This is a genomic window from Pseudomonas sp. CFBP 13727 (assembly GCF_014841915.1).
Taxonomy (GTDB): Bacteria; Pseudomonadota; Gammaproteobacteria; order Pseudomonadales; family Pseudomonadaceae; genus Aquipseudomonas; species Aquipseudomonas baltica.
In genome coordinates this window covers 84800-100672 of sequence record NZ_JACYUT010000005.1, presented here as the reverse complement: position 1 = coordinate 100672, position 15873 = coordinate 84800, and the positions used below count along the sequence as shown (strand labels likewise).

At 63.1% G+C, this 15873-nt stretch carries 13 protein-coding genes; 5 read left to right on the top strand and 8 right to left on the bottom strand.

All coding sequences use genetic code 11. From position 1 onward, the window contains the following. Window positions 1-154: 154 nt before the first annotated feature. The gene (locus IFT76_RS16065) at window positions 155-1492 is read left to right on the top strand and encodes an MFS transporter (protein WP_122480046.1); all 1338 of its coding nucleotides are present in this window, start codon (window positions 155-157) and stop codon (window positions 1490-1492) included. Window positions 1493-1592: 100 nt separating this feature from the next. Here the strand turns inward: IFT76_RS16065 and IFT76_RS16060 are convergent, their stop codons facing one another. Next, window positions 1593-2480 (bottom strand): LysR family transcriptional regulator, encoded by an 888-nt coding sequence (locus IFT76_RS16060; RefSeq protein ID WP_192055181.1) that lies wholly within the window; start codon window positions 2478-2480, stop codon window positions 1593-1595. A 138-nt stretch (window positions 2481-2618) separates the two neighbouring features. Between IFT76_RS16060 and IFT76_RS16055 the strand changes: the two genes are divergently transcribed. Both IFT76_RS16055 and IFT76_RS16050 read left to right on the top strand, forming a co-directional pair. After that, window positions 2619-4271 (top strand): GMC family oxidoreductase, encoded by a 1653-nt coding sequence (locus IFT76_RS16055; RefSeq protein WP_192059275.1) that lies wholly within the window; start codon window positions 2619-2621, stop codon window positions 4269-4271. 67 nt (window positions 4272-4338) lie between these two features. Next, window positions 4339-5958 carry an MFS transporter gene (locus IFT76_RS16050; RefSeq protein WP_122716097.1) on the top strand — a complete coding sequence of 540 codons (1620 nt, stop codon included), beginning with the start codon at window positions 4339-4341 and terminating at the stop codon, window positions 5956-5958. Between the two features lie 179 nt (window positions 5959-6137). Here the strand turns inward: IFT76_RS16050 and IFT76_RS16045 are convergent, their stop codons facing one another. The 4 genes from IFT76_RS16045 to glyQ are packed head-to-tail and all read right to left on the bottom strand — an operon-like array spanning window position 6138 to window position 10464. Further along, window positions 6138-6908 carry a lysophospholipid acyltransferase family protein gene (locus tag IFT76_RS16045; RefSeq protein WP_122480050.1) on the bottom strand — a complete coding sequence of 257 codons (771 nt, stop codon included), beginning with the start codon at window positions 6906-6908 and terminating at the stop codon, window positions 6138-6140. A gap of 14 nt (window positions 6909-6922) precedes the next feature. Next, a complete protein-coding gene (gene gmhB, locus IFT76_RS16040) occupies window positions 6923-7456 on the bottom strand; it encodes a D-glycero-beta-D-manno-heptose 1,7-bisphosphate 7-phosphatase (RefSeq protein ID WP_122480051.1) in 534 nt (177 codons plus the stop codon). A gap of 3 nt (window positions 7457-7459) precedes the next feature. Continuing rightward, on the bottom strand, window positions 7460-9514 hold the full coding sequence (gene glyS, locus IFT76_RS16035) for a glycine--tRNA ligase subunit beta (RefSeq protein ID WP_192059274.1): 2055 nt from the start codon (window positions 9512-9514) through the stop codon (window positions 7460-7462). After that, entirely contained in the window at window positions 9511-10464 is a 954-nt protein-coding gene (gene glyQ / locus IFT76_RS16030; RefSeq protein WP_043193756.1) for a glycine--tRNA ligase subunit alpha, read from the bottom strand. Before glyQ ends, glyS begins: the two co-directional genes overlap by 4 nt. A gap of 83 nt (window positions 10465-10547) precedes the next feature. Here glyQ and IFT76_RS16025 point away from each other — a divergent pair, with 83 nt between their 5' ends. Together IFT76_RS16025 and IFT76_RS16020 are read left to right on the top strand one after the other, a co-directional pair. Then, window positions 10548-11099 carry a DNA-3-methyladenine glycosylase I gene (locus IFT76_RS16025; protein WP_192059272.1) on the top strand — a complete coding sequence of 184 codons (552 nt, stop codon included), beginning with the start codon at window positions 10548-10550 and terminating at the stop codon, window positions 11097-11099. A gap of 37 nt (window positions 11100-11136) precedes the next feature. After that, window positions 11137-12024 (top strand): lysophospholipid acyltransferase, encoded by an 888-nt coding sequence (locus IFT76_RS16020; RefSeq protein WP_122796662.1) that lies wholly within the window; start codon window positions 11137-11139, stop codon window positions 12022-12024. Between the two features lie 127 nt (window positions 12025-12151). Here IFT76_RS16020 and trkA read toward each other — a convergent pair whose 3' ends face one another. Genes trkA through fmt form a run of 3 tightly spaced genes read right to left on the bottom strand, consistent with a single transcriptional unit; the run spans window position 12152 to window position 15781 of the window. Further along, window positions 12152-13525, bottom strand: coding sequence for a Trk system potassium transporter TrkA (gene trkA / locus IFT76_RS16015; RefSeq protein ID WP_122480055.1), 1374 nt, complete (start codon window positions 13523-13525; stop codon window positions 12152-12154). Window positions 13526-13538: 13 nt separating this feature from the next. Then, window positions 13539-14852, bottom strand: coding sequence for a 16S rRNA (cytosine(967)-C(5))-methyltransferase RsmB (gene rsmB / locus IFT76_RS16010; RefSeq protein ID WP_192059269.1), 1314 nt, complete (start codon window positions 14850-14852; stop codon window positions 13539-13541). Beyond that, window positions 14849-15781 carry a methionyl-tRNA formyltransferase gene (gene fmt / locus IFT76_RS16005; RefSeq protein ID WP_192059267.1) on the bottom strand — a complete coding sequence of 311 codons (933 nt, stop codon included), beginning with the start codon at window positions 15779-15781 and terminating at the stop codon, window positions 14849-14851. The genes rsmB and fmt overlap by 4 nt, the downstream gene beginning before the upstream one ends. Window positions 15782-15873: the final 92 nt, after the last annotated feature.

The window sequence follows — 15873 nt, the reverse complement described above, 5'->3', positions numbered from 1 at the left end:
CCGAGAACGGACGAACAGCCCTGGCGTGGATCTTGCGCAGGCTTATTGCAGGTGCGCTGCGGGCATGACTACGTCAATGCCGCTTTTCGGCAGGAGTGTCACAGCCCGCGCCCGATAATCAATGGCTCGTCACGTCTGCACAGGGGTAAAGCTCATGGACCATGCAATGGAGGGGCGGGTATCCCCCGCGACGTTGAAAAAGGTGATCTGCGCCGCTGCCGTAGGCAACTTCGTGGAATGGTTCGACTTTGCGGTCTACGGGTTTCTGGCCACGGCCATTGCCCAACAGTTCTTCCCCAGTGGTGACGCTGCCACGGGCTTGTTGAAAACCTTTGCAGTGTTCGCCGTGGCGTTTGCGTTTCGACCCCTGGGCGGAATCGTTTTCGGCATGCTCGGCGACCGAATCGGGCGCAAGAAGGTGCTGGCCATGACCATCCTGCTCATGGCTGGTGCAACGACGCTGATCGGTTTGTTGCCCACCTATGCCGCCATCGGCATTGCCGCGCCGATCATGCTCACGCTGATTCGCTGCGCTCAGGGTTTTTCTGCCGGCGGTGAGTATGCCGGCGCCTGTGCCTATCTCATGGAGCATGCGCCGCGTACCCAACGTGCCTGGTATGGGAGCTTCATCCCGGTGTCGACCTTCAGCGCGTTCGCCTGTGCTGCGGTAATGGCCTACGCATTGGACGCTTCGCTGTCGCCCGAGGCGATGGCCAGTTGGGGTTGGCGGGTGCCGTTCCTGATAGCGGCACCGCTGGGCCTGGTGGGGCTTTACCTGCGCTGGCGGCTGGATGAAACGCCAGCGTTCCAGGCGGTCAAGCAAGAACACGACGTTGCCCATTCACCGCTCAAGGACACCCTGCGCAGTCACGGTGGTGCGATCCTGTGCCTGGGTGCATTCGTGTCGCTGACCGCCCTCTCCTTCTATATGTTCACTACCTACTTTGCGACTTATCTGCAGGTGGTGGGTGGCTTGAGCCGGGCCACGGCGTTGTTGATCTCGGTGATCGCCTTGGTGTTTGCCGCGTTGATGTGTCCCGTTGCGGGAGCATTCTCCGACAAGGTCGGGCGTCGGGTAACGGTGGGGACCGCTGGGGTGTTGATCATCGCGGTGGTGTATCCGTCGTTCCTGCTCGCCAGCTCAGGCTCGTTCGTCGCTTCCGTCATCGGGGTGATGATGCTGGCGGTCGGTGCAGTGCTCAGTGGTGTGGTGACTGCAGCACTGTTGTCGGAAACCTTCCCGACCCGAACCCGCTACACGGCCTCGGCGATCACCTACAACCTGGCCTACACGGTGTTTGGCGGAACGGCGCCGCTGATGGCGACCTGGTTGATCGGTATGACGGGGAGCAACCTGTCGCCAGCGTTTTACTTGATGGCGGTTTCGGTGCTGGCGCTCGCCGGTGGCTTGGCACTGCCGGAGACGTCGAAGATTTCCCTGCATGGCGATGCGGGGGAAGCTGTTCATGGTGGGCAGCCGGTGGTTGTTTGAGCCGGTTGGATCTGTGGCGACTCGGCTGGCGTCTTCGCGGGCAGAGCCCGCTCCCACATGAAGGCAACATTCAGTGCCATGTGGGAGCCGGGCATGGGTTTCAGGTGGCGAGCAAGGTAGCCTGCTGGTCGGCGCACAGTTGCAGGAGGAAATCCCAGACCACGCGCAGGCGTACCGATTTGTGCAGTTCGCGTCGGGTGCTGATCCAGTAACTGCGCTGGATGGTTTCGTCGGGCAGTACGCGCACCAGCCGTGGATCCTTGGCAGCCATGTACACGGGCAACACGGCGATGCCCAGGCCGATGCATGCAGCCTCCTGTTGAGCCAGCACACTGGTGCTGCGAAAGGCCACGACCGGATTGCGACAGAAGCTGTTGAGCAATAACAACTCCTGGCTGAACAGCAGGTCATCGACATAGCCGATCCAGCGATGCTGTGCCAGGTCTTCACGATTGCGCAGCGGCTCGGCAGCAGCCAGGTAATCGGCACTGGCATACAGTGCCAGGTTGTAGTCGGTGAGCTTGCGGGTGATCAGCAGATCGGCATTGGGACGCTCGAGGTGCACGCTGATTTCGGCTTCGCGGTTGAGAATGCTGACAAAGCGCGGCACGGCCACCAGCTCGACCTCCAGGCCTGGATAACGCCTGAACAGCTCACCAAGACGCGGTGTGATGAAGGCGATACCGATGCCTTCGGTGACGCCCAGGCGGATCTTGCCCAGCGGATTGAATGACTGCGTAATGTCCTCCTGCGCGCGCAGGGCCAGGTTCTCCATGGCCTCGGCGTGCTTGAGCAGCGTCTGCCCCGCCGGGGTCAGTTCGTAGCCGTGGGCGTTCTGCACGAACAGCGGCGTGCCCAGGTGGCGCTCGATGCTTTCGATGTGCCGGGCGACCGTACTGTGCGTGGTATGCAGGCGCTTGGCAGCGGTCAGCAATCGGCCGCTGCGTTGCAGCTCGAGAAAGAAGCGCAGGTCGTTCCAGTCGAACATTGATTTTCCCTTGTTAATCAACTGCGCTCTGGACTGTGCGAAAACGCTCAGCCCCTGGGTGAAATCTTTAGTTTTCACCACGAAGCTAATCAATAACATGGGGAACGACAAGAACAATAAAACGGCGCGGAGTACACCATGCCATCAGTCCCATCCGTCTATGACTACATCATTGTCGGCGCAGGTCCTGCAGGTTGTCTGCTTGCCAATCGACTGTCGGCCGACCCTTCGGTACAGGTGCTGTTGCTCGAGGCAGGTGGCCGGGACAACTATGCCTGGATCCACATCCCGGTCGGTTATCTGTTCTGCATCGGTAATCCCCGCACCGACTGGTGTTTCAAGACCCAGCCACAACCAGGCCTCGACGGCCGCAGCCTCAACTACCCTCGCGGCAAGGTCCTCGGCGGCTGCTCGTCGATCAATGGCATGATCTACATGCGCGGCCAGTCCAGCGACTATGATCGCTGGGAGGCCCAAGGCAATCCCGGCTGGGGCTGGAAAGACGTTCTTCCGCTGTTTCGCCAGAGCGAAAACCATCATGCCGGCGACTCCGAGTTCCACAGCGCCCAGGGCGAGTGGCGAGTCGAGCAGCAGCGTTATCGCTGGCCCATTCTCGACGCCTTCCGCAGTGCGGCGGCCGAGTCCGGGATCGCCAGCATCGAAGACTTCAACACCGGAGACAACCAGGGTTGCGGTTACTTCCAGGTCAATCAGAAGTCCGGGGTGCGCTGGAATTCGACCAAGGCGTTCTTGCGCCCTGCGCTGAAGCGGTCGAATCTGACGGTGCATACGGGCGTGCGGGTGGACAAGGTGCTGCTGCAAGACGGCCGTGCCCATGCGGTGGCTGCCCGCTGGCAGGGCGCCGACCATCGGTTCGAGACGCGCGGTGAGATCATTCTGTGCGCCGGCGCCATCGGTTCGCCAAACATTCTCCAGCGCTCCGGCATTGGCCCCCGGCCCTTGCTCGAACGCCTGGGTATCGATGTGCAGCACGAGCTGCCTGGCGTGGGTGGCAATTTGCAGGATCATCTGCAGCTGCGGCTGGTGTACAAGGTCAGCAACGCGCGCACTCTCAACCAGGTTGCCAACAGCCTGTGGGGCAAGTTCGGCATGGGCGTGCGCTACCTGTACGACCGCAGCGGGCCGCTGGCGATGGCGCCGAGTCAACTGGGCGCCTTCGTGCGCTCGAGCCCCGAGCAGCCCTCCCCCAATCTTCAATACCATGTACAGCCGCTGTCGTTGGAGCGCTTCGGCGAGCCGCTGCACCGCTTTCCTGCGTTTACCGCTTCGGTCTGCAACCTGCGGCCCAAGAGCCGCGGGCGGGTGGACATCAGCTCTGCCGATCCGGACGCAGCGCCGTTGATCGATCCCAACTATCTCAGCCATCCCGACGACGTGCAGGTGGCGGTCGATGCCATACGCCTGACGCGCAAGATCGTCCAGGGCTCGGCCCTGCAAGGCTTTGCCCCGCAGGAATACCTGCCAGGCGCGGACGTGCAGAGTGAAGAAGCGCTGCGCGCGGCAGCAGGACGCATAGGAACGACTATCTTTCATCCAGCCGGTACCTGTCGCATGGGCAACGACACCCTGGCGGTGGTGGATGCGCAACTCAAGGTTCGTGGCGTGCAGGGTCTGCGTGTGGCAGACGCGTCGATCATGCCGGAAATCGTCTCGGGCAATACCTGCTCACCGACGGTGATGATTGCAGAAAAGGCAGCGCAGATGATTCTGCATCCGCAGCCGCTGGAGGCCGTGCCGGCCACTGCGCTGCAGGTGCCGGAAACGATTTGACCGAGTGCAGGCAGTACTCGGAAAAGGCAACAGTGGAACAACAACAATAATCACTGAGGATGGCAATATGGCGGATTATCTGCAACACGGCGCGGCGGCTGCGCCTGCCGTGAACCGGGACGAGAAGAAGATCATCTTCGCATCGTCGCTGGGGACGGTTTTCGAATGGTACGACTTCTTCCTGTACGGCGCCCTGGCTGCGGTGATCAGCAAGCAGTTCTTCGCCGGAGTGAACGAGACCACAGCCTTCATCTTCGCCCTGATGGCGTTTGCCGCAGGCTTCCTGGTGCGACCCTTTGGCGCCTTGGTGTTTGGGCGTCTGGGTGACATGATCGGGCGCAAGTACACCTTCCTCATGACCATCATCCTGATGGGCGTCTCGACCTTTGCAGTGGGATTGCTGCCGACCTATGCCAGCATCGGCATTGCCGCGCCGATCATCCTGGTGCTGTTGCGCATGCTTCAGGGCCTGGCCCTGGGCGGCGAGTATGGCGGCGCAGCGACGTACGTGGCCGAACATGCGCCGCAGAAAAAACGGGGCTTTCACACCGGCTGGATCCAGTCGACAGCCACCCTCGGCCTGCTGCTGTCACTGCTGGTGGTGATGGGCAGCCGCTATATCAGTGGCGATCAATTCGAAGTCTGGGGCTGGCGCCTGCCGTTCCTGCTGTCGATCGTACTGCTGGGCATTTCCACCTGGATCCGCCTGAGCCTGAGCGAATCGCCCACCTTCACCAAGATGAAGGCCGAGGGCAAGACCAGTAAATCGCCGATCCGCGAGTCGTTCGGTTCCTGGCAGAACCTGAAGATCGTGTTGACCGCGTTGTTCAGCATCAATGCTGGGCAGGCCGTAACGTTCTACTGTGCGCAATTCTACGTGCTGTTCTTTCTGACGCAGATGCTCAAGATGGACCCGGCACTGGCCAATCAGCTGCTGATCATCAGTGTGGTCATCGGTGCGCCGTTCTTCGTGTTCTTCGGTTGGCTGTCCGACCGTGTCGGGCGCAAACCCATCCTGATGCTTGGCCTGCTGCTGGCGACCTTCGCCTACTTCCCCCTGTTCAAGGGTTTGAGCCACTACGCCAACCCGCAGATCGACAATGCCACTCGCAACTCGCCGGTCACGGTGATGGCGGACCCTTCTACATGCACCTTCCAGTTCGACCCAGTGGGCAAGGCCAAATTCGACAGCCCCTGCGACAAGGTCAAGACGTTGCTGATCAAGTCGGGTGTGCCGTACAGCTCGGCGGCACCGGTCGACGGCACGGATGTGGCAATCACGGTCGGTGAGCAACGGATCAACGGCTACGATGAGCCAGCCCTGCGCGCGGCCATTGCTCAGGCAGGCTACCCCGCCAAGGCCGATTCGAGCCTGGTCAATCAACCCATGGTGGTGTTGATCATCGTTGCCATGATCCTGATTGCCACGATGACCTATGGGCCGCTGGCGGCGGTGATGGTCGAGCTCTTCCCCACCCGCATTCGCTACACGTCCTTGTCCCTGCCCTACCACATTGGCAACGGCTGGTTCGGCGGATTCCTGCCCACGGTCTCGTTCGCGCTGGTGGTGTACACGGGGGATATCTTCTACGGACTGTGGTATCCGGTGCTGGTGACCGGTATCAGCTTCGTGGTGGGGATGTTCTGTTTGAAGGAAACCCGCCACGTGGACCTGGACAAGGTCTGACGTCTGGCTGAAAACCCAGCGGTGAAAGGCTCGAAAAGACGAGCCTTTCACCGCCGTGCAAAAAACTTATGCACCAATTGTCGGGTTTCGATGGGTTTTGAAAACTGCATAGCCAACAGAGGGTTACGCAGCTTTCAAAGACATTGCACGAGAAACAATACACAAGTTATCCACAGAAACTAGATAACCGGCGTGGGTGCGATTTCCGGATGCTCCGGCAGCGCGCCCATGGCTTGTTGAGTTTGCTCGTTCCAGGCCTGGACGCGCTCGTTCAAGGCCGCAATGGCCCGCGGTCCGGTGCCTTCGGCGTACATGGGTGCCCCGATGACCACCTCGATGGTACCGCGATGCTTGTTCCAGCCTTCCTTGGGCCAGTAGCGCCCGGCATTGTGCGCAATGGGCAACACCGGCAACTGCGCGTTCACCGCCAGGGCACTGCCGCTGCGGGTGAATTTGCCGATCTGGCCGTATGGCACACGCGTACCTTCCGGGAAGATCAGTACCCAGACGCCGTCCTTCAACAGCGTGTCGCCCTTGCTGGCGACTTCCTTGAGTGCCGACTTGGGATTGTCGCGGTCGATGGCGATGGGGCGCAGCATGGCCATGGCCCAGCCAAAGAACGGCACGAACAGCAGCTCGCGCTTGAGCACCTGGCTCAGGGGCTGGAAGTAGGCGGAAAGGAAAAAGGTTTCCCACGTGCTCTGGTGGTTGGAAACGATGACGCATGGAGTTTGCGGAACGTTTTCCGCACCTTTCACCCGTACGTCGATACCCAGCATGACGCGCGTCAGCCACAGCGCACAGCGGCACCAGTAGACGTTGATGAAACGGTAGCGCGCCTTGAAGGACAGAAAGGGCGCGATGAAAAAGCTCAGGGTGCACCACAGCAAGGCGCTGCTGCCCAGAAGCAGATAAAAGGCAAAGATTCTGATTGCCCGCAGGATCGACATAGCGGTGGATACCGTCAAGTGTGGATAAGGTGCCTGGCGACTGCCGCCAGGTCATCGAAAATCAGGGTTCCCTCGGGCAGGTCCTGGGTCAGGGTCCGTAGCCCTTTGCCGGTCTTCACCAGCACGGGTCGAGCAGCCACTGCCGTTGCGGCGTGCAGATCGCTCAGGCTGTCGCCGACGAACCAAACGCCGGTCAGGGGCGCGTCATAGTGGGCAGCGATGCGCTGCAGCAAACCCGGCCGCGGTTTGCGGCAGGTGCACTGGTCATTCGGACCATGGGGACAATGCACGATCAGGCCAACCTCGCCGCCCTGCTCCGCGACCAGCGCGCGCAGGTGGGCGTGCATGGCATCGAGGGTGGCCAGGTCGTAGTAACCGCGCGCCAGGCCAGACTGGTTGGTAGCGACGGCCACCGTCCAGCCAGCCTGGTGCAACTGTGCAATGGCCTCGATCGCTCCAGGCAATGGCAGCCATTCGGCGACTGATTTGATGTAGGCGTCGGAGTCATGATTGATGACCCCGTCGCGATCGAGAATCAGCAGTTTCAAGGCCTACCCCAGCAACGAAATGTCGGCGACGCCCAGGAACAGACCGCGCAGACGTGCCAGCAAGGCATAGCGGTTGGCCCGCACATTGGCATCTTCGGCATTGACCATCACCGCTTCGAAGAACGCATCCACTGGCTCGCGCAGGGCGGCCAGACGGGTCAAGGCTTCGTTGTAGCGACGCTCGGCAGCCATCGGCGCCACCGCATGGTCGGCCTGGGTGATGGCCGAGTACAGCGAGAACTCGTTGGCGTTGTCGAAGTACTTGGGCTCCACGGTGGCAGCAACCTTGCCCTCGGCCTTGCTCAGCAGGTTCGAGACACGCTTGTTGACGGCAGCCAGCGCGGCGGCCTCAGGCAACCGGCGGAACGCCTGGACAGCCTGCACGCGCTGATCGAAGTCCAGTGCCGAACCGGGTTGCAGGGCGCGCACCGAAAGATAAGTGGCCACATCGATGCCCTCGTCCTCGTAGCGAGCGCGCAGGCGATCGAAGATGAACTCCTGCACCTGCTCGGCAAGCCCGGCCGACTTGACCTGGGTGCCGAAGGCCGAGACGGCGAAGCTCACGGCTTCGTTGAGGTTCAGGTCCAGCTGCTTTTCGATCAGGATGCGCAGCACGCCCAGGGCCGCGCGACGCAGGGCATAGGGGTCCTTGCTGCCAGTGGGCAGCATGCCGATGCCGAAGATGCCGACCAGGGTGTCGAGCTTGTCGGCGATGGCCACGGCCGCACCGGTCAGGGTGCTGGGCAGCTCGGCGCCGGCGCCACGAGGCATGTATTGCTCGTTGAGTGCCAGCGCGACGTCTTCGGGTTCGCCGGCGTTGAGCGCGTAGTAATAGCCCGCCACGCCCTGCATTTCCGGGAACTCGCCGACCATTTCCGTGGCCAGGTCGCACTTCGACAGCAGGCCTGCCCGCGTCGCGCGCTGGGCATCGCCACCAATGCGCGAGGCAATGTAGGCCGCCAGCTTGGAAACCCGCACGGCCTTGTCGTAGACACTGCCCAACTGCGCCTGGAACACCACGTTTTCCAGGCGTTTGTTGAAGGCTTCCAGCGGTTGCTTCTTGTCCTGATTGAAGAAGAACTCGGCATCGGTCAGGCGTGGACGCACGACTTTCTCGTTGCCCTCGACGATCTGGCGCGGGTCCTTGCTCTCGATGTTGGCCACGGTGATGAAACGCGGCAGCAGCTTGCCGTCGGCGTTGAGCAGGCAGAAATACTTCTGGTTGTCCTGCATGGTGGTGATCAGCGCTTCCTGCGGGACATCCAGGAAGCGTTCCTCGAACGAACACACCAGCGGCACGGGCCACTCGACCAAGGCCGTCACTTCGTCCAGCAGCGCCGGTGGGACGATGGCGCTGCCTTCCTGCTGGGTGGCCAGCTCGGCGGTACGTCGGGCAATCAGTTCACGGCGTTCGTGGGCATCGGCCAGTACGTAGGCCTTGCGCATGTCTTCGCGGTAGCCAGCAGGCGAGCTGATGCGCACGTTCTGCGGGTGATGGAAACGGTGACCACGCGATTCACGGCCTGCCTTCTGGGCCAGGATCGTGCAATCGATGACGTCGTCGCCCAGCAGCATGACCAGCCACTGGGTTGGCCGCACGAACTCTTCCTTGCGCGCGCCCCAGCGCATGCGCTTGGGAATCGGCAGGTCGTTGAGGGAGTCTTCGACGATGGTCGGCAACAGGCTGGCCGTCGGCTTGCCGACGATGTTCTGGCTGAAGCGCAGCTTGGGTCCGCTGCGGTCGATCTCGCTGAGATCCACTCCGCATTTCTTGGCAAAGCCCAGTGCAGCCTGGGTCGGCTCGCCTTCGGCATTGAAGGCGGCCTGCAGCGGCGGGCCGTCGAGATTGATGCTGCGGTCCGGCTGCTGGGTATCCAGGCCGGTGATCAGCACAGCCAGGCGGCGTGGCGCAGCGTAGACGTTCTTGGCGCTGTAGTTCAGGCCGGCGGCCTGCAGGCCTTTCTCGATGCCGGCCAGGAAGGCGTCGGCCAGGGTGTTGAGGGCCTTGGGTGGCAGCTCTTCGGTGCCCAGCTCGACCAGAAAATCTTGAGCACTCATTGCGCAGCCTCCAGCTTGGCCAATACTTCATCTCGCAGATCGGGGGTCGCCATGGGGAAACCCAGCTTGGCACGGGCCATCAGGTAGGCTTGTGCCACACCACGGGCCAGGGTCCGCACGCGCAGGATGTACTGCTGGCGCGCGGTGACCGAAATGGCGCGGCGAGCATCGAGCAGGTTGAAGGTGTGGGACGCCTTCAAGACCATTTCATAGCTGGGCAGCGGCAGTGGCTGGTCCAGTTCGAGCAGGCGCTTGGCCTCGCTTTCGTAGAAATCGAACAGCTCGAAGAGTTTGTCGACGTTGGCGTGCTCGAAGTTGTAGGTGGACTGCTCCACCTCGTTCTGGTGGAACACGTCGCCGTAGGTCACCTTGCCGAACGGGCCATCGGCCCACACCAGGTCGTAGACCGAGTCGACGCCCTGCAGGTACATGGCCAGGCGTTCCAGGCCGTAGGTGATCTCGCCGGTGACCGGGTAGCATTCGATGCCGCCAGCCTGCTGGAAATAGGTGAACTGGGTGACTTCCATGCCGTTGAGCCAGACTTCCCAGCCCAGGCCCCAGGCGCCCAGGGTCGGCGACTCCCAGTTGTCTTCGACGAAGCGGACGTCGTGCACCAGCGGATCGAGGCCGATGTGCTTGAGCGAACCCAAGTACAGTTCCTGGAAGTTGTCCGGGTTGGGCTTCAGAACCACCTGGAACTGATAGTAGTGCTGCAGGCGGTTGGGGTTCTCGCCGTAGCGGCCATCGGTCGGACGGCGGCTGGGTTGCACGTAAGCGGCATTCCAGGTTTCCGGGCCCACGGCGCGCAGGAACGTGGCGGTATGAAAAGTGCCGGCGCCCACTTCCATATCGTAGGGCTGAAGCACCACACAACCTTGCTCGGCCCAGTATTGCTGGAGGGCGAGGATCAAGTCTTGGAAGGTACGCACGGCTGGCGTAGGCTGGCTCACGAAATTCACCTGTTTCTAGGGCTGCGAATATAAAGAGCGGGAGTATACCGCGAATCCGCGGCGCCTCTACCCATGGAGCCCTAATGCCTCGCTGCTTTTGGTGTACCCAAGACCCCTTGTACCAGGCCTACCATGACCTTGAATGGGGCGTGCCGCTGCGCGAGGCGGGCGCCCTGTTCGAGTTGCTTGCGCTGGAAGGGTTCCAGGCCGGCCTGTCGTGGATCACCGTGCTGCGCAAGCGTGAACGCTATCGGCAGGTGCTCCACGGCTTCGACCCGCAACGCCTCGCGCAGATGAGTGACGAGGAAATCGAGGTGCTGATGCAGGATCCGGGCATCGTGCGCAATCGCCTCAAGCTCAACGGTGTACGCAAGAACGCCCGCGCCTGGTTGCAGCTCGAAGACCCGGCAGCCTTCCTCTGGTCGTTCGTCGGTGGGCAGCCGCGGGTCAACCATCGGCGCGATCGCAGCGAGATCCCCACTGAAACCGAGGAAGCCCGGGCCATGAGCAAGGCCCTGAAGAAAGCCGGTTTCACCTTCGTCGGGCCGACCATCTGCTACGCCTTCATGCAGGCCTCGGGCATGGTCATGGACCACACCCAGGATTGCGACCGCTACGCCGAGCTGGCCGGCTGAGGCTAGAATGGGCGCCTGGGCAATTAAGGAGTGATCTGTGGATAAGTTCAAAGGGGCACTGATGGTCGGTGCCTTGCGGTTGTTCGCGCTGCTGCCGTGGCGCACCGTGCAGTGGGTCGGCACGGCCATCGGCTGGTTGATGTGGAAGCTGCCCAACCGCTCTCGCGAGGTGGTGCGCATCAACCTGGCCAAGTGTTTTCCGGACATGGACGCTGCCGAGCGCGAGCGCCTCGCAGGACGCAGCCTGATGGACATCGGCAAGACCCTGACCGAAAGCGCCTGTGCCTGGATCTGGCCGGCCCAGCGCTCGCTCGACCTGGTGCGCGAGGTCGAGGGGCTGGACGTGCTCAAGGATGCCCTGGCATCGGGCAAGGGCGTGGTCGGCATCACCAGCCACCTGGGCAATTGGGAAGTGCTCAATCACTTCTACTGCAACCAGTGCAAGCCGATCATTTTCTACCGTCCACCCAAGCTCAAGGCGGTGGACGAGCTGTTGCGCAAGCAACGGGTGCAATTGGGCAACCGCGTTGCGGCCTCGACCAAGGAAGGCATCCTCAGTGTCATCAAGGAGGTGCGCAAGGGTGGCCAGGTGGGCATTCCCGCCGACCCGGAACCCGCCGAATCGGCCGGGCTGTTCGTGCCGTTTCTCGGCACCCTGGCGCTGACCAGCAAGTTCGTGCCCAACATGCTCGCCGGCGGCAAGGCCGTCGGCGTGTTCCTGCATGCCGTGCGCCTGCCCGATGGTTCGGGCTACAAGGTGATCCTGGAAGCGGCACCCGAGGCGATGTACAGCACCGACACGTACACGTCGGTCGCGGCGATGAGCGGCGTGGTCGAGAAGTATGTGCGGGCCTATCCGAGCCAGTATATGTGGAGCATGAAGCGCTTCAAGAAGCGGCCGGCGGGTGAGGCCAGGTGGTATTGAGCTAGCGGCTGGCGTGGGGGCTTCTTCGCGGGCAGAGACCCGCTCCCACAGGGCATGCTTGCACTAGACCAGCTTTCACAGAGCGGGCTCCTGGACGGCCCGCTTTTTGGATGAGCGAGGCTGGGGGTCAGAAGAAGCTCAGGCCGACGTGGAAGAGCTTCTCGACGTCGCGGATGTATTTCTTGTCCACGACGAATAGGATCACGTGGTCACCGGCCTCGATCACCGTGTCGCTGTGCGCGATGATCACCTGGTCATCGCGAATGATCGCGCCGATCGTCGTTCCCGGAGGCAGGTCGATGGTTTCGATGGGCTTGCCGATCACTTTGCTCGAACGCGCGTCGCCATGGGCGATGGCCTCGATGGCCTCCGCGGCGCCCCGGCGTAGCGAGTGCACACTGACGATATCGCCCCGCCTTACGTGCGCCAGCAGGGTACCGATGGTTGCCAGCTGCGGGCTCAGGGCGATATCGATTTCGCCCCCCTGGACCAGGTCCACGTAGGCCGGGTTGTTGATGATGGTCATGACCTTGCGCGCGCCCAAACGCTTGGCCAGCAACGAGGACATGATGTTGGCTTCGTCGTCGTTGGTCAGGGCCAGGAAGATATCGGCCTGGGCGATGTTCTCTTCGAGCATCAGATCGCGGTCGGACGCGCTGCCCTGCAACACCACGGTGCTGTCCAGGGTATCGGAGAGGTAGCGGCAGCGTGCCGGGTTCATCTCGATGATCTTCACCTGGTAGCGGCTTTCGATGGCCTCGGCCAGGCGCTCGCCGATCTGCCCGCCGCCGGCGATGACCACCCGCTTGTTGCTCTGGTCGACCCGGCGCAGTTCGCTCATCACCGCGCGAATGTCTTCGCGGGCTGCAATGAAGAACACCTCGTCGTCGGCTTCGATGACCGTGTCGCCGCGTGGCAGGATCGGCCGGTCGCGGCGAAAGATGGCAGCCACCCGTGTATCGACCTTGGGCATGTGGTGACGAATCTGCCGCAGTTGCTGACCCACCAGCGGGCCGCCGTAGTAGGCCTTGACCGCCACCAGCTGTGCCTTGCCGCCAGCGAAGTCGATGACCTGCAGGGCGCCGGGGTACTCGATCAGGCGCTTGATGTAGTTGGTCACCACCTGTTCCGGGCTGATCAGCACATCCACCGGAATGGCGTCGTTGTTGAACAGGCCGGCGCGGGTGAGATAGGCCGACTCGCGCACCCGGGCGATCTTGGTGGGGGTATGGAACAGGGTGTAGGCCACCTGACAGGCGACCATGTTGGTCTCGTCGCTGTTGGTCACCGCCACCAGCATGTCGGCATCGTCGGCACCGGCCTGGCGCAGCACTGTCGGATACGAGCCGCGGCCCTGCACGGTGCGGATGTCCAGGCGATCGCCAAGGTTGCGCAGGCGTTCGGCGTCGGTATCGACCACGGTGATGTCATTGGCCTCGCCGGCCAGGTGCTCGGCCAGCGTGCCGCCCACCTGACCTGCGCCCAGGATGATGATCTTCATCCATTACTCCCCGTCAGTGGCCGCGTACGGCGGTGATCTTGATCAGCTTGGCATAGTAGAAGCCATCGTGACCGCCTTCTTGTGCCAGCAATTGGCGGCCATGAGCCTGCTTGATGCCGGCGGACGTGGCCAGGTCCAGTTCGCGGGCGCCGGGCGTGCGCGCCAGGAACGCTTCGATGACTTCGGTATTTTCCGTGGGCAGTGTCGAGCAGGTGGCATAGAGCAGCACCCCGCCGACCTCCAGGGTTGGCCACAGGGCGTCAAGCAACTGCCCTTGCAGCACGGCCAGGGCCGGAATGTCGTCGGGCTGGCGGGTCAGCTTGATGTCGGGATGGCGGCGGATCACGCCAGTGGCCGAACAGGGGGCGTCGAGCAGGATCCGCTGGAACGGCTGACCGTCCCACCAGGCTTGGGTATCGCGGCCATCGGCTGCGATCAACTGGGCTTGCAGCCCCAATCGCTGCAGGTTCTCGCGCACTCGAACCAGACGCTTTTCCTCGAGATCCACGGCTACCACAGTAGCCAGGGCCGGCTCGGCTTCCAGAATGTGGCAGGTCTTGCCGCCCGGCGCGCAGCAGGCGTCGAGTACCCGCTGGCCGGGCGCCAGGTCGAGCAGTTCGGCGGCCAGTTGCGCTGCTTCATCCTGGACGCTGATCCAGCCTTCGCTGAAGCCCGGCAGCCCGCGCACGTCGCAGGCTTCTGCCAGGACGATGCCATCACGGCTGTACACGCAAGCCTGGGCCGCCACGCCTTGTTCGGCCAGCAGGCCCAGGTAGGCATCGCGCGGCTGATGGCGACGGTTGACCCGCAGGATCATCGGCGGATGAGCGTTGTTGGCGGCGCAGATGGCTTCCCACTGCTCGGGCCAGAAGGCTTTCAGCGATTTCTGCAGCCAGCGCGGGTGCGCCATGCGCACCACCGGGTCACGTTCGAGTTCGGCAAGAATGGCCTCGCTCTCACGCTGGGCTCGGCGCAGCACGGCATTGAGCAGCGCCTTGGCCCAGGGCTTCTTCAGCTTGTCGGCACAGCCGACGGTTTCGCCGATCGCGGCATGGGCTGGAATCCGGGTGTACAGCAACTGGTAGAGCCCGACCAGGAGCAAGCCATGTACATCGGCATCGGCGGCCTTGAAAGGCTTCTGCAGCAGGCGCTCGGCCAGCGCGTCGAGACGGGGCTGCCAGCGGGCGGTGCCGAATGCCAGGTCTTGGGTAAGGCCACGGTCGCGCGCCTCGACCTTGTCCAGCTCCCTGGGCAAGGAGCTGTTGAGCGAGGCCTTGCCGCTGAGTACCGTCGCCAACGCACGGGCCGCCGCCAGACGCGGGTTCATTGGCCCAGCACCGTGCCGACCACGAACCGGTCGCGGCGGCTGTTGAACAGGTCACTGAAGTCGAGCGGCTTGCCTCCCGGCAACTGCAGGCGGGTCAGGCGCAGGGCTTGTTCACCGCAGGCTATGGTCAGCCCGTCCTTGTCGACCTGGATGATTTCGCCTGGCCGGCCGCTGCCTTCGGCCAAACTGGCGGCCAGCACCTTCAGCGCTTCGCCATTCAAGGTGCTGTGGCAGACAGGCCAAGGGAAAAACGCCCGCACCTGGCGCTCGAGCACCACGGCCGGTTGGGCCCAGTCGATGCGCGCTTCGTTCTTGTCCAACTTGTGGGCGTAGTTGGCCAGGCTGTCGTCCTGCGCCTCGCCCTGCAGGGTAGCGGCGGCCAGCCCGGCAATGGCCTGGACCACGGCCGGTGGGCCCATTTGCGCCAAGCGGTCGTGCAGGCTGCCGCCGGTGTCGTGAGCGTCGATCGGGGTGCTGACCTTGAGCAGCATCGGGCCGGTATCCAGACCCGCCTCCATGCGCATCACGGTAACGCCGCTGTCGGTATCGCCCGCCTGGATCGCCCGCTGGATCGGCGCCGCTCCGCGCCAGCGCGGCAGCAGCGAGGCATGACTGTTGATGCAGCCCAGCGGCGGGATGTCGAGCACCGCCTGCGGCAGGATCAGGCCATAGGCGACCACCACCATCAAATCCGGCGTCAGCGCGCGCAGCTCGGCCTGGGCCTGGGGGTCGCGCAGGGTCGCTGGCTGCAGGACGGGAATGCCGTGCTCCAGGGCCAATTGCTTGACTGGGCTTTGCATGAGTTTCTGCCCCCGCCCGGCGGGGCGATCGGGCTGGGTGTATACGGCAACGATGTCGTGCGAAGTGGCCAGCAGGGCCTTGAGGTGTTCGGCGGCAAACTCGGGAGTGCCCGCGAAGACGATGCGCATGGAGTTCTCGCTGTTGGGGGTGGGCCGCAACCCTTTGTAGGAGCGGCTAGCAGCCGCGAAGGGGCCCTTCCTGACGCACCGAGGTGCGTTGT